The sequence below is a fragment of the Mycoplasmopsis opalescens ATCC 27921 genome (genome assembly GCF_000712185.1).
Classification (GTDB): domain Bacteria; phylum Bacillota_I; class Bacilli_A; order Mycoplasmatales; family Metamycoplasmataceae; genus Mycoplasmopsis; species Mycoplasmopsis opalescens.
The window spans coordinates 98,770-124,297 of sequence record NZ_KL544019.1 but is presented as its reverse complement, the minus strand read 5'-3'; the positions used below and the strand labels follow the sequence as shown (position 1 = coordinate 124,297).

The following is a 25,528-nucleotide window of genomic DNA, read 5'->3' as shown; positions in this document are numbered from 1 at the left end:
ATTTTTTCAGATATAAATGAGTATGGAAAATAAAGAATTTAAAAGCACAACAATAAGTTATTATGTCTTGGTTCACTCTTATTCATCCTTAAGCATCTTAAAAAAACAAGATAAATTTATTTGTCGTATTAGATTAATGTTTCGTAAGGAATTTTTTAAACATGCAATAGGTTTACAATGATCAAAAAATAATTATAAAAAGCTTAGCGATTTAGAATTTGTTTTAAAAATTGCTAATGACGAGATCAAGTTAAGTGATATTGTTAATAATTGTGATAAAAATAGTAAGAAAATGATTATAAAAAAAATAAAAGCTCTATCTTTATTTATTAAAATCATTCAAAATAACCATACACTGGCCCTAAATAAAAATAATATATATTTTCGCATTAGACAGGCGAACGAAAAACATCAAACATATGAGCAAAGCGATTTGATTATTGCCACAAAACCAGATAAAAGCAATAAGTGTTTAGTTATTTATGCAAAAAAAGGGAATTTATATAATTTTAATATTGATGAGATTAATAATTCTTTTTATAATAGTGATCATAGTGCAATAAACAGTGTTTTTTGACCAATTTCTCTGAAGTACAGTGATTTTAGTAAATTACCAAAAGGTTATTGGATAAATTCAGATTGTTTATTTTTAAATAAAGTTAATTAAAAAAAGTCTAGGCTGCTGCATAGACTTAAAAATAATTATTTTAATTTTGCAAAGTAAGTTGTTGTACGCACTAAGTTTGAAACATAAGACATTTCATTATCGTATCATGCATAAAGTTTGTAAATTTTGTTGCCATTAACATCTTGAACTTTTGTTAAAGTTGCATCAAAAATCGAACCATAGCTTGAGTTAATTACGTCTGAAGAAACGATAGGATCAGTTTCATATTTAAATGATTCACTCGCTGCTTCTTTGAATTTAGCATTTAATTCTTCAACGGTTGGCTCTTTTTCCAAAATAACTGTTAAGTCAACAAATGAACCTGTGATAGTTGGAACACGTAAAGCGATACCATCTAATTTTCCTTTTGCTTGAGGAACTACTAATCCAATAGCTTTAGCAGCTCCTGTTGTTGAAGGAACAATATTTTGTGCTGCTGAACGTGCACGGCGTAAATCTCCCTTACGGTGAGGGCCATCTTGAAGCATTTGGTCTCCAGTAAATGCGTGAACTGTAGTCATGAATCCATTAACGATTCCATAGTTATCACTTAACACTTTAACAACTGGTGCAAGACAGTTTGTTGTACATGAAGCCGCTGAAATAATATCGTCTGAAGCATCTAAAGTTTCATGATTAACATTGTAAACAACTGTTTTAACATCACTACCGGCAGGTGCAGAGATAACAACTTTTTTAGCTCCAGCTTTTAAGTGTTTGCTTGATCCCTCACGTTTAACAAAGAAGCCTGTACATTCAATAACGATGTCAATATCTAATTCTTTTCATGGAAGTAATTCAGGATCTTTTTCTGAGAACACTTTAATTTCCTTACCATTTACATAAATTGCTTTTTCATCGTGTGTAACTTCAGCATTTAAAGGTCTAAAAGCTGTATCATATTTTAATAAGTGAGCTAACATTTTTGTATCTGTTAAGTCATTAACAGCAACAACTTGTAGCTCTTCATTATTTTTTTCAATAAGGTGACGAAGAATTAAACGTCCAATTCTTCCAAAACCATTTATTGCTACTCTTTTCATTTTTCACATCCTTCATTTTATTTATTAATACTATAATTATATTTATTCTTAATAGAAGATATTTACGAAGATAAACAAAAGTGCAAAAAAAGTGGTATTTTTTCCATAAACTTTAAAGTTTTATTATATCCGGAAAATAATTATTTTGCTTTTTTTGTTCCCAATTTTCCTGTAGTATAGTGAAAATTGAAACAAAAAAAGCAACAATATTTTTTTTGTTGCTTTTTAAACTATTTAACTTTTTTAACACCTTCTCATTTTCATTCCTTAACTTCAGGAATATCTGTACCATATTGACGTACATAATCGTGGTGGAATTGTAAAGTTTCCTTCATTTTATCGATAAATGTACGAGCTTTTTCACCATAAACAGCTTTAGCTGCATCAATAGCAATGTGGTATCTATCCATATCAGACATTTGGCGAATATCAAATGATGTAGTAATATCACCTCTTTCACGGTAGCCATGAGGAATTAAATTGTGATTATTTCTGTCAAAGAAAATAGTTTTTAATAATGATTCATAACCATGGAAAGCAAAAACAACTGGTTTATCTTTGGTAAATAATTTATCAAAAGTAGTGTTATCTAAACCTCTTGGGTCAACTTTAGGGCTTCGTAATTTTAATAAATCAACTACGTTAACATAACGAATTTTAAGTTTTGGGAATTCATTATTTAACAATGTGATTGCCGCTAAAGCTTCAATGTTACTTTCTGTGCCGGCTGAAGCCATAACTAAATCTGGTTCATCGCCTAAGTTGCATGTTGATGCTCATGAAATGGCTTTTGCACCTTTTTCAACTATTTCAGCGGCTTCGGCTTTAGTGAAGAATTGTTCACGTGGTTGTTTTGATGCAACAATAATGTTAATTACATTCTTTTCTTGTAAAGATTTATCCATAACAGCTAATAATGTATTAGTGTCAGCTGGTAAATATTCACGAACAACTTCAGGTGTTTTATCAGCCATATGACCTAAAAGCCCTGGGTCTTGGTGAGTATATCCATTGTGATCTTGTTGGAATGCGTTTGATGTTGCTATTAAGTTTAATGAAGGTAATTCATTTCTTCATTTATAGTCTTTACATTTATTAATTCATTTGAGGTGTTGTGTAATCATTGAGTCAACAACTCTTAAAAATGCTTCATATGAGGCAAAAATTCCATGTCTTCCGGTTAAAACATAACCCTCTAAAAAACCTTCCATTTGGTGCTCTGATAATTGTGAATCGATAACACGGCCTGCTGGAGCCATAGCTTCATCTAACCTTGCATCTATTTTATCTAGTCATTGACGTTTTGAAACACTTAAAGCATCAAAAATTCTGTTTGATTTTGTTTCATCTGGTCCGAATAATCTGAAATTCGTTGGGTTTTTGATAAATAAATCACCAATGAATTTACCAAGATATTCCATATCTTGAGCTATAACAGTTCCAGGTTTTTCAAAATCATGTCCAAAATCTTGCCATTTACCCATGCTTAATGGTTTTGAATTATAGCCACCATTTGTAGCTGGATTCATAGCCATTCTTTTGTCGCCTTCTGGTGCTATATTTCATTTTTTTAATAGTTGGCCATTTTCATCGAATAATTCTTCTGGATGATATGAACGTAATCATTTTTCAAGTAATGGTAGGTGTTTTGTGTCTTTCGAATTAACGGGAATTGGTACTTGGTGAGCTCTGAAGCTTCCTTCAATTACGTTATTTCCAAATGTACTTGGACCAGTTCAGCCTTTAGGTGAACGTAAAATGATCATTGGTCAAAATGGTCTTTTAGCTACCGCTGCACTATTTTTTCGTGCTTCAGTTTGAATTTTAATAATTTTTTCAATTACTTTATCTAATGTTTTAGCCATCAACGCATGAACATCTCTAGTTTTTTCAGTTTCAACAAAGTGAACATCTCATCCGCAACCAAAAAAATATTGTTTTAATTCTTCATTTGAACGACGAGCTAAAATTGTTGGGTTTGAAATTTTTCCACCATTTAAGTGTAAGATTGGTAAAACAGCACCATCATTTACAGGATTAATAAATGTGTTAGAAAATCAACCTGCAGCTAATGGTCCGGTTTCAGCTTCACCGTCACCAACAACTGTAGCGGCAATTAAACTTGGATTGTCTAAAATTGCTCCGGTAGCATGTGATAATGAATATCCTAATTCGCCACCTTCGTGCATTGATCCTGGAGTTTCTGGCGCAGCATGACTAGCTGTTCCGCCAGGGAATGAGAAATATTTAAATAAGTGTGTCATACCCTTGATATCTTGAGTAACATGTGGAAATCTTTCAGTATATGAGCCATCTAAATATGAGTTAGAAACCATAACTTGTCCACCATGTCCTGGTCCTTCAATGTAAAGCATATTTAAATCATATTTATTGATAGCACGGTTTAGGTGTGCGTAAATAAAGTTTTGTCCAGGGATTGTACCTCAGTGGCCAATTGGATAAACTTTAATATGTTCTCCAACAAGGGGTTGTTGAAGCAATGGATTTTCACGTAAGTACATTTGACCTAGTGAAATATAATTAGCAGCTCTTCAAAAAGCGTCGACTTTTTGTAAGTAAGCTTTACTATCGTAAATTGTTTTAGCCATAATTCTCCTTTTATTTTTAGTTGATATATTATAAATTAGTTTGTTTTTTTATAATTCTATTATATCTAATCAATAAAATAAAATGTGGAAATGATTACAAAAATAAACTTTTTTAATTTTTTTTCGCGTAAATAAAAAAATCATGTTCCTAAAAGTACTGTAGAACAGGTTTTTTGGAAACAAACAATAAAAATTAATTATTTTTTTATTGAGATATGCTATGGGCCAGAAAACAATAGAAAATTAATAATAAATTCTGCAAAATAAACAATAATATTTAATTAAATATAGCATTGGTATATGTTTTTATAGAAATTCAAATTATAAAAACAAAAAAAATAATTATTGTTTTCTTCTAAAAAAAATTTAGTTATAATATTAAAGCATTTGGAGGGGTAGCGAAGCGGCCAAACGCGGGTGGCTGTAACCCACTTCCTAACGGTTCGGGGGTTCGAATCCCTCCCCCTCCACCATTGCCCTTTAGCCAAGCGGTAAGGCAATAGGTTTTGGTCCTATCATGCGTTAGTTCGAATCTAACAAGGGCAGCCATTTCATCACATTGTGATGATTTTTTTTATTTTTCTAATTTATTAAACTAATATAAAATATAAATATGATTATGAATGAATACAATGTTTTACAGGAAAATGACCATATTAAATATAAACATAAATTAGGTTTTAAAGGTGCAACCTTATTATGATTTGGTTTATTTTTTATTTTAGCTATTGCTGGTGCATTTTTAATGGCTTTTTATGGTCCTGATGTGGTAAATTATGTCTATTCACTAAGTTTGTATGCACAAATATTTATTATTGCAGGAAGCCTAGCAACATTATTTATTATAGCTATGATAACAATGATTTTTGGCTACAAGTTTAAATGATGGCTATTATTAATTTTTGCTTCGATTTTGTCATTATTTGTGGGTGGAATCGTAATGTTAATTGCTTTTGCAGGTTTAGCAATTGCTAATGACAATACAATTGATATTAGTGTTGCTTGAAAATTTACCGTTTTACTTTTCATACCAGCATCAGCATTTATTTTTTCAGGTGTGTTAAGCTCAATTAATCGTTTAAATGAAAAATTTATTTATGTATTAATTAGCATTAGCTTTTTTGCTTTATTAATATCAGCAACTGTTGGATTTTTCATTAGAAGAAATTGATTGGATGTTTTAATTTTAAGTATTGCATTTATCTTGATGTACCTTTATATAATTATAGATATGTACTATATACACAGATTAAGTAAACATTTTAAAAATCCGGACAATGCTGATAAAAAAGAATTTTTAAGATTGAGCATTTTCTTTGGATTTAGACTTTTCTATGATTATATGGTTGCACTTTATTATGCCTTTAGACTTTATAGCTATATTAAGGGATAAAAAATCAGCATTAAGCTGATTTTTTTACTAATTATCCTGTAATATAGAACTTTTGGAAGCGACTAATTGATATTTGTTTACTGCGATTATTAACACTTTACAAGATTTATTTTTTAATATTTTAGGCTTCAATTATTGAAAAAAAACAAAAATAAAAAATGGCGTTCCCGACTGGAATTGAACCAGCTACAACTTGCTTAGGAGGCAAGTGCTCTACCTGATGAGCTACGAGAACACTAATGGTATTATATCAAAATTTTTAATAAAAAAAATGGCGATCACGAGAGGATTCGAACCTCTGACAACAAGCTTAGAAGGCTTGTGCTCTATCCTACTGAGCTACGCGACCACGTATACATATTTTATACATTTTTCTAATAATTCAAAGAATAAAATTTATAATATTAATTATATTTCTATATTTATATTAGGAGAAAACCATGAGAAAATTCACTGAACAAGAAAATATTAGGCGGATGAAATTAGATTTTTATAAAGAAAATAATATTCCCGCATACCAAAAAGCCTACGATTTAGGTATTTTAGAAAACTCATTTGATATTAGAAATGAATATGAGAATTTCGAAAAGGATGCGTTAACTGGATTGAAAGTTAAAAAAAATGTTGCTGGTAGAATAATGACTATGCGCGGTCCATTTATTGTTATTAAAGATAAATTGGGCACTATTCAACTATATTTTAATAAAAAAGAACATGAAGAATTAGCTAAATTAGTCTCTACACTTGACTTAGGCGACATAATTTGAGCATCTGGAACCGTAATGAAAACGCAAACAAATGAAGTTTCAATTAAAGTTTCAAACTTAAAATTATTAGCTAAAGCTTTAAAACCATTACCAGATAAATTTCATGGTTTAGTTGATGTTGAAGAACGATACAGACACCGTTATTTAGATCTAATAATGAATGCGGACAGTCGAGAACGTTTTAAGATGCGTACTAAAATTGTGACTTGGATAAGAGAATATTTTAATAATTTAGATTATTTAGATGTTGATACTCCTATTTTACATGATTACCTTTCAGGCGCAGCTGCTAGACCTTTCAATACTTTCCATAATGATTTTAAACAAAATTTTGTGCTTCGTGTAGCCACTGAAATTCCACTTAAAAAGCTTGTGGTTGGTGGTTTTGATCGTGTTTACGAAATGGGAAGAATCTTTAGAAATGAAGGTGTAGATACAACCCACAATCCTGAATTTACTTCGATTGAATTTTATGAAGCTTACTCAAATGTTGAAGGCATGATGCAACGTACAGAAGCATTAATAAAAGAATTATGTTCAAAAATTGGTAAATATAAATTTACAATTAATGGTACTGAAGTAGATTTATCGCAACCTTTTAAACGTATTAATATGGTTGATGCAGTTAATGAAAAAACTGGAGTAGATTTTAGAAATATTTCATACGAAAATGCTGTAGCAGTGGCTAAAAAGCATAATGTTAAATTAGAAAAATTCTTCACAATCGGCCACATTATTAATGCTTTATACGAAGAATTAGTTGAGCATGAATTGGTCCAACCAACATTTTTAACGGGTCATCCAATTGAAATATCACCTCTATCAGCAGTGGGCGAAGATCCCCGTTTTGTTGAACGTGCTGAATTATTCATTAATACTAAAGAATATGCAAATATGTATACTGAGCTTAATGACCCAATCGATCAGCTTCAACGTTTTGAAGAGCAAGTGGCTGAAAAAAATAAAGGTAACGATGAAGCTAGCGACATTGACTGAGACTTCGTTAATGCGCTTGAATATGGTATGGCACCAACAGGCGGCTGTGGCATTGGTATTGATAGGTTAGTTATGTTATTAACTGAAACTGATAGTATTAGAGATGTATTGCTATTCCCAACATTGAAAAAAATCAAGCAATAAGTTTCGCAACTAAAAAAATGCAAACCATTTTTTTAGTTTTTTTTACTTTTTTCTATTAAAGCGTTGTTAGTCATTGAAAATTTACAATAAGCATCAAAAAATGCACAAATATAGCTAAAAAATTATTTTCTTTTGTTAAAAGTTATCGTTTTTAAATGAAATAATATATCCTTGTTATCATTTTTTTATAAGAATATTAAAAGGGTAAATTTGAATAATGAATTTTTATTATTTGCAGCTACCCCTTTAGCCACAATTTTAGTTATGTTATCAGTAAGCCGCAACACAAAGAAACTAAAAAAGAGTCTTTAAAAAAGAGCATTCATTAAAGCCGATATTACTAAAAAAACTGCGGTTGCAAGTGCAAAAAACACAACAATAGAAAAAAATGTTTAAGATAAAAAACGCATTATTTGCGGATTTTTATTTAATGATTTAATCTAAAGTCTATAAATTATCAAATTTTAATTTTGTAATTCCCGCAATAAGGTTATTTCAATAAGTATCATCTATTTGAGATAAATCTTTTTCATCCATAAAAAATTTTTTCGGAAGTGATACAGCATTATTTTCATATATTGCTTTAACTCCTTCTTTCTTAAATGAATAAAATGATTTTAAAAAAGAATAAATTTTAGGTAATTTTTTGCTATTTTTTAGTGAAAAAGCCAGGTAAAGGCTACGATTAAATATGTAATTATTATTTTCCACATCAATAAGTTCATTGCCTTCGCTTTTGTTTTTTAAGATAAAAAAACCCGAGTTCTTTGCACTATTGCTATTTAAATTATTATTTTTAAAATAACTGTAATTAAGGACGATTATTTTAGCTTCAGAGTCATATTCTTTAAAAGTTTTAAAGCTTTGCGTTGCGTTATCCTGTGTAAAAATAACATTACTTTTTGTTCCTAATTTACCTGTAGCTAGCAGTTCTTGGTTATTTTCTAAATTAATATTATAAGGGTTATAATCAGGATGTGCAAATGCTAAAGCAACCGAAGATGTATTGTAACCACCGTCTTTATAAAAGGGCAAAATACTCAAGTTCTTTTCCTCGCCATAATGTTCATTTACATCTAAAAGATCATTAATTTTTAATTCTCTTAAACCAGAAAAAGCTTCTAAAATTTTTTGATAATTTTCTTTAGAAAAATGATAATTTTTAATTTCATACCCTTTTGGCAGCTTTAATAAAAAAGCCATTTTTTCATTGGCAATTTTTGCAATTTTTATTTCTTTATCTCTTCACTTATTGTATATGTCTTGATTGATTTGCTTATGTCCATCTTGATCAAAACTATACAAAATATCTTTAGGATTTACAGAAGATAAGGCTAAATCATTTTCATTATTTAATAAGGCTAAAATTGACGATTTAGAGCCAATAGGTATGATATTGAACTCAGTATTACCTGAATAATTCTTAGCTATATCTTCAATTAAATTTATCATGCTATGCGAACCTTTAGAATTCAATACTTCACTATTATAAACACAAGAGGATGCAAAAATTGAGCTAATTGAGATTGAATTTAAGGTTAAAAAAGAATATAGAAGCTTCTTAATTTTCATAACTAAATTATATATAATATTGTTATGTCTTTAAATAACAAAGATGTTAAAAACGATAAAATAAATCAAGTATTTGTGGCTACAATTTCAACATTCGTTGTATCGGTCTTTTTAGGCATAATTTTATTTATTTTAATTAGTTCTTCTTTCGGATTTAAAGAGTTTGGGGTAAAAATCTTATCCCTTAATTTTAATTATGGTTCACTTAGTGCTGGAATATGGCTACCATTATTAACCAGCTTCTTAATCGCGTTTTTTGTTTTAATTATAAGTTGCCCATTAGCTCTTAGAATAGCAATTTTTGTGCAATTTCGCTTGAAAAGACAGAAATTAGTAAGATGGCTAAAATATTTTATTAAAGTTAGCTCAGTTTTACCCTCAGTTGTCTACGGTCTATTTGCTTTGATTGTTTTAGCAAAGACAAACCAATTTATTTTCGGCTCAAAAAGTGGACGAGATTTAATTAATGCAATCTTTTTAATGGTTTTTATAACTACTCCAATAATAACTAATAATTTAATTATTGCTTTTGACAAGGTTGATAAAAATAAAAAATTAGCAGCCTTAACATTAGGTTTAAATGATAGCCAAATTATTTATAAAATTATTTTAAAAGAAATTAAAGTTGAAAAATATAAAGCTTATATGATTGGTTTTACTAAAAGTATGGCCGAAGTAGCTGCGCTATCTTATATCTTGTCTAATCAAAATTATTTACAAGTTTATAACTCTGATTTTATTACGCTTTTAAAATCTTCTTTAAAACCTATTTCTGTATTTATTCAAAGCAATTATTTTAGTGAAAGTGGAGGAATAGCTCAGCAATATGCGCTTTATATTTATGCTCTAATACTATTATTAACTATCTTAATTACAATAACAATTTGAAATATTTTTGCAGCCAAAAAACCTGTAAAACAGATAAATTGGCAACAAAGTTTATTTGATAAATTATTAAAAAAATCCAATAATAAGTCTTTAAATAAAGCTTATCACATCAATGCTTTATGCTGGGAAATTTTAGCTTTTATTATTGCTGCAATAATGATGCTATCGGTAGGTATAGATATTATTTATAATGGTTTTAAATCCACAATCCAAGCTAATAATACAATTTTTACAACTGATTATGATTCTACTTCACGAGCTCTTTTAAACTTAGTGTATGCAGCTGCTTGGGCAATATTAATTGCCTTGTCGCTTTCACTTTTTGTAGTAATTTATATTAATGAGTATTTATTAAATAAATCAATTAAAAAAGGATTATGAATTTTTATAGATTCATATTCGGCTATACCAACATTAATCCATGGCTTATTTGGGTATGCTATTTTTATCCATTTATTCGGCTGATCACTTGGCGGTAAAAGTTCAGGCAGCTTATTAGCAGCGATGCTTACTGGTGTATTAATCATTATGCCAAACATGTTAAAAAATATAAATAGTTCATACAATAAAATTGCTTCCGAAATACGTTTAACTGCTTATTCACTAGGGTTTTCGAAACACAAAGTAATTTATAAAATTATTTTTCCAGCTTTATGACCTTCATTAATTGATGCTTTAATTATTGGTTTTGCCACATTTGCAGCCGAAAGTGTTGCATTCACTTTAACTAGTGGTTTAACTTCTTCAAAAGGTTTTTCATTATTATTGTTTGGCCAATTTTTAACAACAAGAATGGGTGCACAATTAGTTTCTAATCGAGCTAATGCATTAAATATTATGTATGAATGTGCTTTTATTTATTTAATAATGTATTTAGGTTTATATGCCTTTAGTACTTTTGCTTTACCAAAAATTAAGTTAAATATTGAAAAGAAGCAAATTAAAAAGCGCAGTGGGGAGATTTATGAATAAAAATATTTTTGAAATAAATAATCTTAATTTTTATTATTCAAAAGATAAGCAAGCTCTTTATGAAATAAATATGAATATTCCTGAAAAGAAAACTGTGGCTTTTATAGGTCCATCAGGATGTGGAAAAAGCACACTTTTGCGAATTTTTAATCGCATTTATAAGGATTACTCAGGTGGCTTTTATACTGGTGAAGTTTATTTTGATAATAAAGACTTATTTGACCAAAAAGCCTATAGTGATATTGTTTTAAGAACAAAAGTAGGAATGATTTTACAAACTCCTTCTGTGTTTCCTATGTCTATATATGAAAATATAGCTTTAGGATTAAGGAATATTGGCATCCGCGATAAAAACTTATTGGATGAACGAGTCAAACAAGCATTAATTGACGCAGCTTTATACGATGAAGTTAAAGATAAATTAAATTATCAAGCCGAAAGTCTATCTGGAGGACAAAAACAACGATTATCAATTGCAAGAACAATTGCTTTGCGTCCAGAGGTTTTATTAATGGATGAACCCACATCTTCATTAGATCCAATTGCGACTCAAAAAATTGAAACACTAATAATGGAGCTGAAAAATGATTATACAATCATTTTAGTTACTCACTCAATGTCCCAAGCACAAAGGGTCAGTGATTACACTGCTTACTTCGATGCAGGAAAATTGATAGAATATGATAAAACTAGAACAATTTTTACAAATCCAAAGATGCTTCAAACTAAAAATTATCTAACAGGAAAGAAGGCTTAAGATGTCACAAAACTATACATTACTAAAGCGTAGTGAAGAAACAATTATTGAAAATTTCAACAATTATCTTAAATTTGCTTTCGATATGTTTTCAAAATATAAAGCAATTATTGAAAATTTTAATGAGGAAAATATAGTTAATGGTGTTAAAGAAATAGATGATTTAGAAAAGCAAAGTGATTTAATGCACCTTGATTTAACAGAAGAATTAATTTGAGATTTATCCAAAGATCAGCCTTTGTTAACACACTTAAGATGGTATGTCTGCGCATTAAATTCAATTAGAGATATTGAAAGAATTTGTGACTATATTGATTTAAATATTAAATCACATAACAAAATGAAAATAATGCCTGAGTTTTTGCAAAGGCGGCTATTAGAGATAATTAATTATATTTATCTTATTTTTGAAAAATTTTTAGCTAAAGTAACCAATATGGAAGCGGTTGATTTTTTTGAATCATTCATGAAGGAAATGAATGAATTTGATAATTATTATCAAAATGTTTTAAATAATTTAATCAAAGATTTTGAGGATGTTTTATTATTTAGTCAAAAACACAGAATTAGAATCGGACTTATTTTCCATAATTACAATCGTATAATGGAAAGATTAGAAAATATTATTGAAAACATTGTTTTTATTCATGATCCGGAATATTTTAGAAGAAAATTAAATCAAGAAAAAAGCCTGTAGTACAGGCTTTTTAAATAAAAAGCAAGGAAATGTTTTCTTGCTATCTTTTTATTCATCTAAACTGTATATCTTTGATTTAGTTTTTAATATATCTCTAAAGATTTGTAATCTTGTTTTTTCACCTTCAAAATATTTATGTTTTTGATACATCTCAAAGAGTTGTTCTAATGGAAAGGGACTAAAAATATTTGTGGGTAAATTATTATTTTTTCTATGCTCTATTATGTCATATATTACATCTAATAAAAAGTAAGGGGATTTACGTTCCATGCCGATATCATCGATATTTAAAACTTTTACTATTTTGAGTTTATTAATCATATCGGCCGACAATAATTTATCTTTGGCATTTAGTGCTGCTTGTAATTGGTTTGCTTTGACATAAGCACTACTTACATTATGTACTGAACAATAAACAGCTAAACACATTGATATAAATGATTTACCTGAGCCGCTTTTTCCATATACATATATATTATTAACTTGCTTATTGTTTTTAATAAGATTAGGCAAAGATGAAATGTAGGTTTTTAAAGCTTTTGTGCTTTCGTTCGAAGCAACCAACTGACGTAAAGTAATGTTTCGATTTATGTTCGTTATATCGGTGAATCATAAATTTTCATTAAGTCTGATTTGTCTCAAAAATCTCTTATTTACAGTTTTATTAAGCAAATTTAATTTTCCATCATCTCTAGTTGCAATGTAGATATATGGATAATGTTTACGATTTTGAGCAAAATTTCTAAATTCTATTATATCAGGTAAATATTCAATTATTTCATCATCGGTAATATCTAGTTCTTCAATTAATTCAATTAATAAGTTATCACTTTTGATTGTCTCAATTGTCTTCTTTCTTGCTTCCTTTGCATCAGTCAGACGATTATCCTCTTTAAAAAAATCTTTAATATTCATCGCTACCTCTATGGATATCGTTTTCGATTCGAGCTAAATTTTGATAGTAAGTAGCTTTATAAAGATCTTTTTTGCTAATTAATGAACCGTTTTTAGCCTTTAGCATTTGATCCAAGTATTTTTCAATATTTTCGAAATTATCAATTCCTTTTTTAATAAAGTCTTTTACTATTTTATCGACATAAGCATAAACTATTTTATTATTAGATTCATATGCATAATAAAAAATTAAATTAATGCAAGGGTCATTAAATGTATTATCTCTACAATTTTTTATTAAATTAATGATATTTAAAGAAGGGAATTGTCCTGTCAATTGTGAATAAAAGAATCTAGAGTCGGTTTTTAGTATTGCTTCGTATGGATTAGGGTATTGGAATGAATTTAATTCTAATTTTTCTTGTAAGGCAACATTAATTTCAGAAGTAGTCAATTGTGAACTGTCTAATTCGGCTTTGTCGTTTTTTTGTAAATTATTAATTAATAAGTCATCTTGGATATTAAAAACATCATCATATTTTGCAGAAACATCAACTAAATACTTAGTTTTAGTTAAATAAATATTTCGTTCCAATCCAAGTAATTTATCAAAATTTTGACGGCCAATGATTTTAGTTAGTTTATTTGCAAGCAATAAATTACTTCTAAAACCTTGTTTATTTAAAGGTTTATCAAGCATAAACATTGTTTTACGATTATATTCATCTATAAAAGTGCTAAGTAATGAAACACTTTCTAATTTGATTCGAGCATCATTTAGTTGTTTTTGAGACATAGATAACAATGTGCATAAATTCTCATAATCATAATAACCGGCTTCTTGGGTATTGTTTACGTATAAATCTCTTAAATATTCATAAAGTAAAATAGCGTCAGAGCCTAAAATCGGAGTATAAAAAGTACGGAGATTTTTTAAATCTTCACCATGAATATCAGTCGTTGAACCAATAGAAAAATAATGATATTGAATATGTGAAATCATATAAATAACCTCCGCCAAAAATATAGGGCTTTTCGACCCTTTATAACTATTTTAGATTATGCTAAAGCAGAAAAAAAATATTTTCTGACTTTGTGTATTTTTCCCTAGATTATAAGGATGGTTATAAACATACATATAGCATTAAAAGTTCATTTTTTCATCTTAATATCAACCATTTAATCAACTTTTTTCATTTTTAAAAACTTATCCACGATTATTTTATTAGGTTTTTTTCCCTATTTTTTTCCCTAAAAACAATTAAATTTTTTTTGAAAAAAATATTTTCATATTTCGAGAAATGAATATTTAATTTTCGGTTTAAAAATATTAAAAATTTTTATTTTCCATTTTACTTTTTTAATCTATTTACAATATTTATTAATCAGTCAAAAACAAATATTTCTATTTTATTTTTTTCTTTTTTTGTTTGTGTTGGAAAAATGAAAAAAAATATTTTTTTTAAATTAAAAAAGTACACAAAAAAATACCTTGTTCTTAAGTGTAAAAGGTATCTGTGCCGATAGATTGTAAAGTTAATTTTATATTGTCTGTCGTGATTTTTATAAGGTTTTTTTCACCTTTTAGCTTTTTAAAAATTTCTTTAGGATCATTTTTTAAATCCATAATTTTAACTGTTTCTGGTTTTTTTAGAGCTTTGATAATATTTTGCTGCCTTTGTTTTTCCGAATTATTAATTCATATAATTGAAGAAAATAAGTCGGAATAGTCAATATTTTTATCAATTAACAAAGGAATTTCTACAAAATCATAATTATTTTTTATTAATTCTTCCTTAATTATTTTTTCAATGATTTGATTAAATTTATCCGCTTCTTTGTCATCAGTTTGATATAGAGTTCTGATCTTATTCTTATCGAGCCCATATGCATTATTTAATTTTGTTCCAAAATGGCTATTTACAGCATTATAAGTTGAATTATCTTTTAAATAAGATATTGCTAAAAAATCATCACAAACCAATGTTTTATATTTATTCTTTTGAAGGAAATTAATAAATGTGCTTTTTCCAGAGCCTATTTTACCAATTATTGCAATCATATTTCTCCCTTAAACTAATTCTAGCTGTTTATAGCCTTTTAAGGCTAATGAAGCGGAATTGTTATAAGCTCGACCTAAACCTCCCGCACCAAGCATTTTTCCGCCAAAGTAGCGTATTACAAAGATTATAATGCCTTCAGTGTTGGATTTAATTATTAAGTCCCTAATTGGTTTGCCAGCTGTGCCTTTAGGCTCGCCATCATCATCAAAGCCACCGACAATTATTCCATTTTCACGAAAATAATAACCATAGCAAATGTGATTGGGGCTTTTTTTAATATTTAACATTTCCAAAGTTTTAGTCTTAAATTCATTAATTTGTTTGCGATCTACAATTTTATAGGCAATCGAATAAAAGCGAGATTTTTTAATTTCGTAGTATTGAAATTCCATAATTTAATTATATATAACAAAATTAAACTTAAAAAAGTATAATTAAATAAAGCAATATTTTTGATTATTTTAATTTAAATTATGTAAAAATAATTTGTTGCCAAAAATACTGTTTTATAGGTTTTTTAGGGGAATGGATATGGAAAAAAGTAAATTTGTTAAATTCAGTGTTATTAATAAATACACTATTAGGTTAGAAGAAGATGCCAAAGTTGGCGATATAATCGACTTAAGAGATAAAATTGAAATTGATTTAAGTAATTTAGAAAAAGAATTTGATTATCAAAAAGATATATTAGTGGAACAAAAAATCCAAGCCAAATTAACAGAATATGGAAAACAGCTTGAAGAAAACTTTGCAAAAGAAAAAGATTATCTAACAGAAAAAAAAGATATCGAAAAAAACAAAGCTATTTTAGAAACTGAAAATAAATTAACTAAACAATTTGATGCTGAATCTGAGCAGTTAAAATCTCAAATTATAAATTTGGAAAGTACTATTCAACAGCTAAATAACAGTATATCATTATTAAACAAAGATATTGAAAGCAAAGACAAAGAGATTAATAATAATAAGTTGACATTGCAAAAAGATATTGCTTCTGGAATAGAGAAAGAAATTAGTGAATATAAAGAAAAAATAAATAACTTAAAAGCAGATGAACTGGAAAAACTCAGAAATGAAAAAGATACTAAAATCAGCCAACTACAGGATAATTTGAATCAAAAAATAGAAGAATTTACAAAACGTGAAAAGGATTCTCTTAATGATTTAAGGCTTGAATTAGAAAAAAAACAAAAATTAGAATTGGATAAAAAAGCTGAAGAACTTAAAAAATTAAGAGAAGAAAAAGACGAGCAAATTAATTTATTAAAAGAAAAAAATAATAAATTAGAACGCGGAAGATTACTTTTGAATAATAAAGAGCTTGGTGAAGAACTTGAAAAATGATGTGAAACTGAATTTAGAAATGCACAAATGAATTCTTTCACTTTTTCTAAATTAGAAAAAGATAATGAGGTAATTGAAGGCACAAAAGGGGATTATATTTTTAGCGTTTATAATCCAGAAAATCAAAATGAGATCCTAACCAGCGTCATGTGTGAAATGAAAAATACAATTGGTAAGGGATCTAAAAAAAATATAAATCATATTGCAAAATTAAGAGAAGATGCAAACAAAAAGCACTGTAAATATGCGCTTTTAGTAACGGAGTTGGAACCAGAATTTTCATTACCAATATGGAGAATTAATTACGACAATAATGGCAATAGTGTTAAAGATACATATGTTGTAAGACCACAATATTTCATTTTATTTTTATCTTTAATAGAGGCAATCCACCACAAATTTATTGATGAACTTAAACTCGGTCAAGAATTAAAAGAACAATATGCTACTGTTGAAGAAATCAAGGATGTTATAGATGGAATAAGAGATAAAATTTTAACTTCCCATGCTTTTAAAAAGTTAGGTAATAATGTAAAAAAAATATTAGATAATAATGAAGAAATAGAAAAAAATGCCACTAATATTTTAGAACTAGCTACAAAAAATCAACTAATGGCCGATGAATTGATTAATACTACAATTGAAAAATTTAAAACAAAAATAAATAGTTTTAAAATAACAAAACAAAAAATTAAAGAATTATCTGAGTCATTAAATAAAGCAAATGACTTTTTACTAGATGATGAAGAATCAGAATAATTTATTTTAAATTTAGCTAAAAATCCTGTAGTGCAGGTGAATTATTATCAAATGAATCAAGAATAATTATTTTTTATTGTTCTTGGTTTTTATTTAAATAAAAAAGGATGTAAAAAAAATGGGGCGGATGACGAGATTCGAACTCGCGCATGATGGGACCACAACCCACTGTGTTAACCGCTTCACCACATCCGCCACATGATAATAAGCCTAAGAATTATACATTGAAAATTTAAGAATTAAAATAAAATATAAATATTATGGTTAATCACAAGAATGAAAAAATAGATGGAAATTTTGATGCAATTGTTGTTGGCGGAGGACATGCAGGTTTAGAAGCTGCATTCGCTTTAGCTCATAAGAAACATAAAACTCTTTTAATTTCGCTAGATAAAAATAAATTAGGGAAAATGCCTTGTAACCCTTCAATTGGGGGGCCAGCAAAAGGTATCATAACTAGAGAAATTGATGCATTAGGTGGAATGCAAGGTTTATGGGCAGATAGAGCAATGATCCAACTTAAAATGCTTAATTTATCAAAGGGTCCTGCTGTAAGGGCTTTACGGGCTCAAATTGACAAAGAAGCCTATTCTGCACTAGTTTTAGAAGATTTAGAGCAAGAAAAAAACTTAACTTTAGTTGAAGATATGGTTAAAGAAATTTTAACCGATGAAAACAATAATTTTATTGGTTTTAAAACCTTTAAAGATGATATTTATTATGCTAAAGTTGGAGTTATTACAACTGGAACATATTTAGATTCTAGAGTTTTAAGAGGTCATAGTTCAATTGTTTCGGGTCCAGATAATGAAGCAACAAGCGATGCATTGAGCAACAGTTTACGCTTAAAAGGTTTTGAGCTGCAACGTTTAAAAACTGGTACGCCTCCAAGAATTATTTCTTCAACCATAAATTATGATGAGGTTGAAGAAGAAATATTGGATGATATTCAAACTTCTTTTTCGAATAGGTCAAACATTAAAATGCCTAAGCAAATTGCCTGTTATCTAACTTATACAACTCCAGAAACCCATAGAATTATTCAAGAAAACATTGAAAAAAGTGCTATGTATTCTGGATTAATTAAAGGAATTGGACCAAGATATTGCCCTTCCATAGAAGATAAAATTGTTAAGTTCGCAGACAAAGAAATACATCAAATATTTTTCGAACCAGAAACTAGTAAAGGCGATGTTACTTATGTTAATGGTTTAAGCACCTCATTTCCGATCGAAATTCAAGAGAAAATTGTCAAAACTATACCAGGGCTTAGAAATGCAACTGTTTTAAAATGGGCTTATGCAATTGAATACGATGCAATTGACCCAATGCAATTAAAATCATCTCTAGAAACTAAAAAAGTGAATAATTTATATTGCGCAGGACAAATTAATGGGACTAGTGGTTATGAAGAGGCCGCAGGACAAGGTTTAATTGCTGGAATTAATGCTTCTTTAAGATTAGAAAATAAAGAGCCTTTACAACTATTAAGAAGTGATAGTTATATTGGTGTTTTAATTGATGATTTAGTGACAAAAGGTACACAAGAGCCTTATAGAATGTTAACATCTCGTGCCGAATACCGTTTATTATTAAGAAATGATAATGCAGATATTCGCTTATTAGAATATGCTTATTATGCTGGAATGATTGACCAAAATTACTATAATACAGTCAAAAACAAATATTTAATGATTGAGCAAAAAATTGAAGAGCTACATAATACTTACTTATCGGGCAAATCTGAATTAGCTCAAAAATATCAGATTTTTGATGGGCAAACCTTACTAAAGGTTATTTCAAGACCGGAGGTTGATCCATATGATGTGGTTAAAGATTTTCCTTATGTTGAAGAGTTAACAATTGCAATTCGTTTATATGGCTACATTAACAAACAAAAAGCAGACGCTGCTAAATTAACTAAATTAGAAAAAATTAAAATTCCTGCTAACTTAGATTATTCAAAAATTAATAACATTGCAATTGAAGCAAAGCAAAAATTAATTAAAATTAAACCAAGTACAATTGGACAAGCTTCTAGAATTAGCGGTATAAATCCTAGTGATATTCAAATGCTAATGTTTTATCTAGAAAGTGAAAGAACCAAGAATGAGAAAAATTAAAATTATTGCATTTGGAACTTTAGAAAAAGACTTTAAAGCACTGTGGGACAGATATTTTAGTAAAATATCCCTTGATGCTTCATTACAAATAATTGAATTAAAAGAGCTTATTAATGAACGTAATTTAGATCTAAAAAAACAAAGAGAAACTGAATTGCTCTTAAAAAAAATAACTACCGAAGATAATATTATTTTATGCTCATTGCAAGGACAAAATATAGATAGCATTGAAGTGTCAAAAATATTAGAAAATAATGCAAACTTAACTTTTATCATTGGTGGTTCGGACGGTCTAAGCGAAAACTTAATCCCTTATAAACAACGAATTTGTTTTTCAAAAATGACGTTTCCGCATCAATTATTTAGAATAATGCTAGCAGAGCAAATTTATAGAGGTTTTCAAATAATTAAAAAAAGCAAATATCATAAATAGCATATTATCATTTTTATAAAAATTAGATATTAATATTAGTTTTTATATTAAAATATTAATATTATAATTATTTATTAAATTAGGAGAAAAATGAGTAAAAAATCAATAATCATCGATGAAAAAAATGTCGAAATTAAAAAAATCGTTAAGCTTGAAAATGAAGCTTGAGCTAAATTATTAAGTGAAGCCGAAAAAGAATTATTTAAAAAAGTTAAAGTAAACGGCTACCGTCCAGGAAAAGTGCCTGCACATATTGCAAAACAACACGTTTCACAAGCTTCATTATTTAACCATGCAATCGATTCATACTTTAGAGCTAATGCAAAAGAAATTTTTGAACAGCTTAAAAAAGAAACAGAAAGAGTTATTGCGGCTAGCCCAGCAATTAATATTTTAAAATTATCTGATGCTGAAGCGGAATTTGAAATTATTTATCCATTGGCTACAGATGTAAAAACCTTTAAACTTGATAAAATCAAAGCTAAATTCCCACAAATCAAGGTAACCGAAGCTGATGTTGAAAAACTAATCGAAGAAAGATTGCAACAAAGTGCATTACAATTACCTTTAACTAAAGACCAAAAAACAAAATTTGGTGATACAGTTACTTTAAATTACAAAGGTTATGTTGATGGTGAAGCATTTGAAGGCGGAGAAGCTGAAAAATACGATTTAAAATTAGGTACAAAAACATTTATCGATACATTTGAAGATCAATTAACTAATAAAAAAGTTGGCTGAAAAGGTACAATAAAAGTTACTTTCCCTGCTGAATATGCAGTAGATAAATTAAAAGGCAAATTAGCTGAGTTCGAAGTTGAAATTGTTGAAGCAAAAAGACCAGAAGAAGTTAAGTTAACTGAAGCTAACTTATCATCGTTACATGCGGGAAACGCTAAAACTATTGCTGAAGCTAAAGAAATTTACAAACACACCATCTTAAACAATAAATTAACTGAACAATTAGCTAAATTCTTAGAAGATATTGCTCACCAAGTAATGAAAAATAACGATATCAATGTTAACAGAATGTTCGTGCAACAACAAGTTGAAAAAAGAAGAGCTACAATAGTAAAACAATTAAAAGACCAAGGTATTAAATTGGAAGAATACTTAGGTTTAATTGGAAAATCAAGTGAAGAATTTGATCAAATTATTGCTGATGAAGAAACAAAACAAATGCAATATCTTTTAGCTGCTCAATCATTAGTTCAAGATTTAAATGCTAAAGTTGAAGTTATGGAAGAAGATTTCAAAGCTTGAAAAGATATGACTTCAATGCAATCTGGTCTTTCAACCACAATGATTGATACATTCTTCTTTACAAATGAACAAAACAAAGAAAATATTAAATTACAAATTGAAGAACGCAAAATTCAAAAACTTTTAGCTTCAAAATGAGATTCAAAAGCTGCTAAAATTATTGAAAAAGTTGAAAAAGAATTAGCGAAATTTGCTGGTAAAATTTCTGAATCAATTTTAGAAGCTGAAAAGAAAGAAGCTGAAAAGTCAGCTAAAAAAGAAGAAGAAAAACCAAAGAAAAAAACAAATAAAAAAGCTGTAAAATAGTATTTTTAGTAACAAACATTAAAATAGCTTTTATGCTATTTTTTTTAATAAAAGCAGAAATAAAAATCCAGAGTTAATCTGGATTTTTTAATTAATTATTATATGTTGTATGCTGATTTAATAACTGCTGATAATGCATCAAGAGGTAATGCACTATTTCTTAATAAGTAGTCAAAGAATTTTTTAATTTCAGCATGTTTTACACCGTCAACTTCTTTGTTTAAGAATTCTTCTCTACTCAAGCCAAGTTTTTTATACACTTGTTTGTATAAATCAACCATAACTTCTTTACCTGAGTTGTAAGCTGTTGCTTGTCCAGCTAAGTTAAAGTATCTCTTGCTTTCTGAAGTAATATCACCAATTCCTAAAGCTGAGTTTTTCTTCATAAATTCACGAACTTGTTTAATTGAAGCACCAGCTTTAAGGTTAGTGTCTCCCGTACCTTCACCGTGGTAGTTGGTATCAACAGCTAAACGCATATTACGCAATTGTGCTTCATTTAAAGCACCAAAGTATTGTAATAAGTTTGTTAACTTAATTGCAGCTTTAGCATGTTCTTTATCATTTTTATAAATTGATTTTTCATTAACTTTTGTTCAGTATACGCCGCCATGTAACGTTTTTATTTGGTTAACCATATCATCAGTTATATCTTTGTCTTCTTTCGCGGTAAAGAAGCTTGTGATACCTTTAGCTAATGAGAAATCTTTTAATGCTGAGTTTGCATCATCGGTGTTTAAATCTCTAGTTCCATAGAATCCATTTTCAATTCCAAATCATTCCATGAATAGAGCTCACCCTTCAACGTATGAAGTGTAATCAAATTGACTAGCGCCTAATGATTTGCCATTAACTTTAGCTAAATGGTGTTTAGCATAAGCTAATTGGTTGTGGTGTCCCATCATTGATTCGTGGTTAGCAAATGAAGTAACAGATCATTTTGGTAAGCCATAGTAAGGGTCAACGTTGAATTGGAATTTTAATGAGTTTGAGTTGTAAGCGCCAACACCTTGTTGATCTCTACCTTCATATTTGTAGGTATCAATGTTGTAGTCTGGAACCTCTTTTCCAAAGAATGTTCTTCCATATTCTTGAGTTGTATCTTTAAATTGTTTGTATCATCTAAAACCTTCTAAAGCTCCAAAGTAGAATTGTTCATTTGTAATTGAGCCATATTCTTTGTCTTTGTTATCTTTGGCAATTAAAACGTCATAGCCATATTTAGTTAATTCTTCTCTAGCTCACTTAAATTCATCAGATTTTAATTTTGCTTTTAAATCATCTGTATAGTATGATTTATCTTCACGACCAAAGAAGAAGTCTTCAGCATTTAATCATTTTAAGAAGTTTTCGAAGTTAATGTTTCCACTTTCATCTCTGATTTCAAGAGTAACTTCTTGAACTTTATTTGGACCTAATCCATCATCGTCATATTGGAATTTAGCTTCTCATTTACCTGTTGCGCCAACAATTAAATTAGCTGCTTCTTTGGCAACTAAAAGCATATTATCTTTAGCTGCTAAAGTTGAAGCGATACCTTTATCAAATACTTGTTTTGGTGTATAAGAGCTAGTTGTAGCCATTTTAAGCAATTGATTATAAAGTGTTTTACCATTAATTGAGCCTTCTTCTTGTTTTCCAGGAATATTAACAAGACCAATGTTTTCTTGGTTTAAGTCTTTTTCTGTTAAACCAAGACCATAAATTTTATATTTTTTGTCATCTTTATCCACTAACTCAATGGTATTTTCTTTTTCTGTATCGTTATCATTTGTTTTGGTTAATTTAAGCTCACCAGCGTTTTCACCGAAACCAAATTTAGATGCGTTGTAATAGGTTGTAGCATATTCTGTGTAGAATTTATCAATTCAATCTTGTGCTGTATAATCAGCTTCTTTTTTACTTGTATCTAAGCCAATTAAATCTTTAACTGTGATTTCATTCTTACTTTGATCTTTTGCAAAAGCTAAAAGTTTATCTTTATAAACATTTTTAACAACGTTATTTAAGTTATTTTTAATTTGAATTTTTGAAATAACTAAATCAAGTTCGACTGCTTCGCCTAAGGTTTTTGTTCAAGCTTTGGCTTTTTCTAAGTCATTTTCAGCATCTAATAAAATTGATTCATAGAACGAGTTAGCAGCATAAGTTGTGGCTGTTCCTCATGCGAATGAAGCAAATAAGTATCTTAAACCACTTGTGTAGTTTCCAGCTTCAATTTCTCAGTTATATGTAAGACCTTTATATCAAGCTAATAAGTCACTTTGAAGTTTTACTCCTTCTAAAATAGTTAACTCTTTAATAGTCTCTTGTAAAATGTTTGCATATTTTTCTGCTGTTTCTTTTGAAGGATAACCTAAATCAGTTAATTTAGCAGCTTTAACTTTTGCATCGATGCCATCGCGTACCGATAAAATGTAATCAGCAATACCATTTTGGTATTGTTCTTTTGAAAGTTCTTGCTTAATTGTTTCAATTTTCTTTTCAACTGTTGCAAGTTCTTCTTCATTAACTTTTAACTGGTTTTTTAACTCTTTAGTTTTATTTACACTAGCCTCGTCAGTTTTTCCTTCTAATTTTTTAATTTCTTTATTTGTATCATCGATTTTTGCTTTAACTTCATTTACTTTTGTGGTTTGAGCTTTTAAATCATCGATTTGTCTTTGTGCTTCTTTTTTTTGCTCTTCATCTTTTTGTTTTTCATCACCACTGCGGTTGCAACTTAATGCAATCATAGGAGCAGTTATTAAAGCAATGCTGCTTCCTAGTACTAAGTTGAAAATTTTTTTATTTTTTTTCATAAATAACCCTTTCTTTTATCTACATATTTAATTTATATATGCACATATATTTTACTACGATAACATTTGTAGTGTCTTTTTCACTTTTTAGCAAAAAAATATTATTATTTTAAAAAATATAGTGTGTTATATTAATAGTGGTCATAGCAAAGGGGATCAGCTGAATCCATTCCGAACTCAGTAGTTAAGCCCTTTTACGCCGAAGGTACCAAAGATGGGAGAATAAGGAGCCGCTTTTTTTATTTCTTTTTTAATAAAAAAAGCAAAAAAATTATCTTTTTAGCTTGAATAAAAAACAAACACTTAAAGGCGTTTGTTGTAAACTAGTATTTCTAGTTTATTTTTATTTAATTAATTTTTTATATTCTTTAAGACTTCTATTTTTTCTCTTTCTAAATCAAGTTTTTTAGCTTCTATTTCAAATTGTAAATCAGTGCTATTTTTAGATTCATTCATTAATTCTTCAAGTTGTTCCTGAACTGTTTCTATATTTTTTACCCTAAACAAAGTTAGTTCTTTTTCTTTAGAATTATTTGAACCAGAAACAAACGTTAAATGTAAATTTGATCCATTAGAATGAATTTCATCAATTTGATCGATTCTCATTGAAAAATTATATAAGCTACTAAAACCAATAATTTTTTTATTTATTGAATTTGTATATATCGATCCTTTTATTTTTTTATTAGTAATAATAACTTTTTGCTTTTTGTTTTTTAAATATAATAGAATACCTATTATTCCAATTTTAATACATAAGAAAAACCCAAAACCAAAAGCATAACTCAATTGTGAAATATAACTATGCAGAGAAAACGGATGACCTTTAGATCATATCATTAAAAAAACAAATGAAAAAACCAGTATAATAAAAAGTAAAATTCCTAAAACTAAGAATCCTATTTTTGGGATAAACTCAATTCTAAGTATTTCTTTTTCCTCAGAAGAATCTTTTCTTATTTCATGCATTTTTTAACCTTTCTAGACATTGTTGTCTAAATTCATTTTATATAAAAAAAAAAAAAAAAAGAAAAGAA

19 protein-coding genes, 5 tRNA genes and 1 rRNA gene are annotated in these 25,528 nt (G+C 28.3%); 13 read left to right on the top strand and 12 right to left on the bottom strand.

Annotated features, from left to right (window positions below; genetic code table 4):
- Window positions 1–22: 22 nt before the first annotated feature.
- Complete coding sequence (locus T385_RS03575; protein WP_029906205.1) at window positions 23–667, top strand: hypothetical protein; 645 nt, start codon at window positions 23–25, stop codon at window positions 665–667.
- Between the two features lie 35 nt (window positions 668–702).
- Here the strand turns inward: T385_RS03575 and gap are convergent, their stop codons facing one another.
- The gene (gene gap / locus T385_RS0102375; RefSeq protein WP_029906204.1) at window positions 703–1,710 is read right to left on the bottom strand and encodes a type I glyceraldehyde-3-phosphate dehydrogenase; all 1,008 of its coding nucleotides are present in this window, start codon (window positions 1,708–1,710) and stop codon (window positions 703–705) included.
- A gap of 230 nt (window positions 1,711–1,940) precedes the next feature.
- Window positions 1,941–4,319: a phosphoketolase family protein gene (locus T385_RS0102365; protein WP_029906202.1), complete on the bottom strand. Its 2,379-nt coding sequence runs from the start codon at window positions 4,317–4,319 to the stop codon at window positions 1,941–1,943.
- Between the two features lie 389 nt (window positions 4,320–4,708).
- Between T385_RS0102365 and T385_RS0102360 the strand changes: the two genes are divergently transcribed.
- The 3 genes from T385_RS0102360 (at window position 4,709) to T385_RS0102350 (ending at window position 5,712) form a co-directional block, all read left to right on the top strand.
- Window positions 4,709–4,792: transfer RNA gene (locus T385_RS0102360), tRNA-Tyr, on the top strand.
- Between the two features lies 1 nt (window position 4,793).
- Window positions 4,794–4,868, top strand: a tRNA-Gln gene (locus tag T385_RS0102355).
- A 70-nt stretch (window positions 4,869–4,938) separates the two neighbouring features.
- Window positions 4,939–5,712 (top strand): MAG0110 family membrane protein, encoded by a 774-nt coding sequence (locus T385_RS0102350; RefSeq protein WP_029906200.1) that lies wholly within the window; start codon window positions 4,939–4,941, stop codon window positions 5,710–5,712.
- Between the two features lie 159 nt (window positions 5,713–5,871).
- On the opposite strand, the gene T385_RS0102345 is transcribed toward T385_RS0102350, so the two are convergent.
- Together T385_RS0102345 and T385_RS0102340 are read right to left on the bottom strand one after the other, a co-directional pair.
- Window positions 5,872–5,947 (bottom strand) — tRNA-Arg (locus tag T385_RS0102345).
- Window positions 5,948–5,984: 37 nt separating this feature from the next.
- Window positions 5,985–6,061, bottom strand: a tRNA-Arg gene (locus T385_RS0102340).
- Between the two features lie 91 nt (window positions 6,062–6,152).
- Between T385_RS0102340 and lysS the strand changes: the two genes are divergently transcribed.
- Window positions 6,153–7,619, top strand: a complete 1,467-nt coding sequence (gene lysS / locus T385_RS0102335) for a lysine--tRNA ligase (protein ID WP_029906198.1) — start codon at window positions 6,153–6,155, stop codon at window positions 7,617–7,619.
- A gap of 447 nt (window positions 7,620–8,066) precedes the next feature.
- Here the strand turns inward: lysS and T385_RS0102330 are convergent, their stop codons facing one another.
- Window positions 8,067–9,191, bottom strand: coding sequence for a hypothetical protein (locus T385_RS0102330; protein ID WP_156953954.1), 1,125 nt, complete (start codon window positions 9,189–9,191; stop codon window positions 8,067–8,069).
- A gap of 24 nt (window positions 9,192–9,215) precedes the next feature.
- Between T385_RS0102330 and T385_RS0102325 the strand changes: the two genes are divergently transcribed.
- The 3 genes from T385_RS0102325 to T385_RS0102315 are packed head-to-tail and all read left to right on the top strand — an operon-like array spanning window position 9,216 to window position 12,505.
- Window positions 9,216–11,051, top strand: coding sequence for an ABC transporter permease subunit (locus T385_RS0102325; RefSeq protein WP_029906194.1), 1,836 nt, complete (start codon window positions 9,216–9,218; stop codon window positions 11,049–11,051).
- Window positions 11,044–11,808: a phosphate ABC transporter ATP-binding protein gene (locus tag T385_RS0102320; protein ID WP_029906192.1), complete on the top strand. Its 765-nt coding sequence runs from the start codon at window positions 11,044–11,046 to the stop codon at window positions 11,806–11,808. Before T385_RS0102325 ends, T385_RS0102320 begins: the two co-directional genes overlap by 8 nt.
- Before the next feature lies 1 nt (window position 11,809).
- On the top strand, window positions 11,810–12,505 hold the full coding sequence (locus T385_RS0102315; RefSeq protein WP_029906190.1) for a PhoU domain-containing protein: 696 nt from the start codon (window positions 11,810–11,812) through the stop codon (window positions 12,503–12,505).
- A 48-nt stretch (window positions 12,506–12,553) separates the two neighbouring features.
- Here T385_RS0102315 and T385_RS0102310 read toward each other — a convergent pair whose 3' ends face one another.
- The 4 genes from T385_RS0102310 to T385_RS0102290 all read right to left on the bottom strand — a co-directional run bounded on the left by T385_RS0102310 (window position 12,554) and on the right by T385_RS0102290 (window position 15,854).
- Entirely contained in the window at window positions 12,554–13,420 is an 867-nt protein-coding gene (locus T385_RS0102310) for a P-loop NTPase family protein (protein WP_029906188.1), read from the bottom strand.
- Window positions 13,410–14,402, bottom strand: a complete 993-nt coding sequence (locus T385_RS0102305; protein ID WP_029906186.1) for a DnaD domain protein — start codon at window positions 14,400–14,402, stop codon at window positions 13,410–13,412. Before T385_RS0102305 ends, T385_RS0102310 begins: the two co-directional genes overlap by 11 nt.
- 495 nt (window positions 14,403–14,897) lie before the next feature.
- Window positions 14,898–15,461: a dephospho-CoA kinase gene (locus T385_RS0102295; protein WP_029906184.1), complete on the bottom strand. Its 564-nt coding sequence runs from the start codon at window positions 15,459–15,461 to the stop codon at window positions 14,898–14,900.
- A 9-nt stretch (window positions 15,462–15,470) separates the two neighbouring features.
- Window positions 15,471–15,854 carry a YigZ family protein gene (locus T385_RS0102290; RefSeq protein ID WP_029906181.1) on the bottom strand — a complete coding sequence of 128 codons (384 nt, stop codon included), beginning with the start codon at window positions 15,852–15,854 and terminating at the stop codon, window positions 15,471–15,473.
- 139 nt (window positions 15,855–15,993) lie between these two features.
- On the opposite strand from T385_RS0102290, the gene T385_RS0102285 reads away from it, so the two are divergent.
- On the top strand, window positions 15,994–17,565 hold the full coding sequence (locus T385_RS0102285; protein WP_029906179.1) for a DUF2130 domain-containing protein: 1,572 nt from the start codon (window positions 15,994–15,996) through the stop codon (window positions 17,563–17,565).
- A 119-nt stretch (window positions 17,566–17,684) separates the two neighbouring features.
- Here the strand turns inward: T385_RS0102285 and T385_RS0102280 are convergent.
- Window positions 17,685–17,760: transfer RNA gene (locus T385_RS0102280), tRNA-His, on the bottom strand.
- Window positions 17,761–17,825: 65 nt separating this feature from the next.
- Between T385_RS0102280 and mnmG the strand changes: the two genes are divergently transcribed.
- The 3 genes from mnmG to tig all read left to right on the top strand — a co-directional run bounded on the left by mnmG (window position 17,826) and on the right by tig (window position 21,690).
- Window positions 17,826–19,688 (top strand): tRNA uridine-5-carboxymethylaminomethyl(34) synthesis enzyme MnmG, encoded by a 1,863-nt coding sequence (gene mnmG / locus T385_RS0102275; protein WP_029906177.1) that lies wholly within the window; start codon window positions 17,826–17,828, stop codon window positions 19,686–19,688.
- On the top strand, window positions 19,675–20,121 hold the full coding sequence (locus T385_RS0102270) for a 23S rRNA (pseudouridine(1915)-N(3))-methyltransferase RlmH (protein WP_029906175.1): 447 nt from the start codon (window positions 19,675–19,677) through the stop codon (window positions 20,119–20,121). The genes mnmG and T385_RS0102270 overlap by 14 nt, the downstream gene beginning before the upstream one ends.
- Before the next feature lie 90 nt (window positions 20,122–20,211).
- The gene (tig, locus tag T385_RS0102265; protein WP_029906173.1) at window positions 20,212–21,690 is read left to right on the top strand and encodes a trigger factor; all 1,479 of its coding nucleotides are present in this window, start codon (window positions 20,212–20,214) and stop codon (window positions 21,688–21,690) included.
- 98 nt (window positions 21,691–21,788) lie between these two features.
- Here the strand turns inward: tig and T385_RS0102260 are convergent, their stop codons facing one another.
- The gene (locus tag T385_RS0102260; protein WP_029906171.1) at window positions 21,789–24,491 is read right to left on the bottom strand and encodes a DUF885 family protein; all 2,703 of its coding nucleotides are present in this window, start codon (window positions 24,489–24,491) and stop codon (window positions 21,789–21,791) included.
- Between the two features lie 133 nt (window positions 24,492–24,624).
- Here T385_RS0102260 and rrf point away from each other — a divergent pair.
- Window positions 24,625–24,730, top strand: a 5S ribosomal RNA gene (gene rrf / locus T385_RS0102255).
- Between the two features lie 112 nt (window positions 24,731–24,842).
- On the opposite strand, the gene T385_RS0102250 is transcribed toward rrf, so the two are convergent.
- Window positions 24,843–25,460: a hypothetical protein gene (locus T385_RS0102250; RefSeq protein WP_029906169.1), complete on the bottom strand. Its 618-nt coding sequence runs from the start codon at window positions 25,458–25,460 to the stop codon at window positions 24,843–24,845.
- Window positions 25,461–25,528 lie beyond the last annotated feature (68 nt).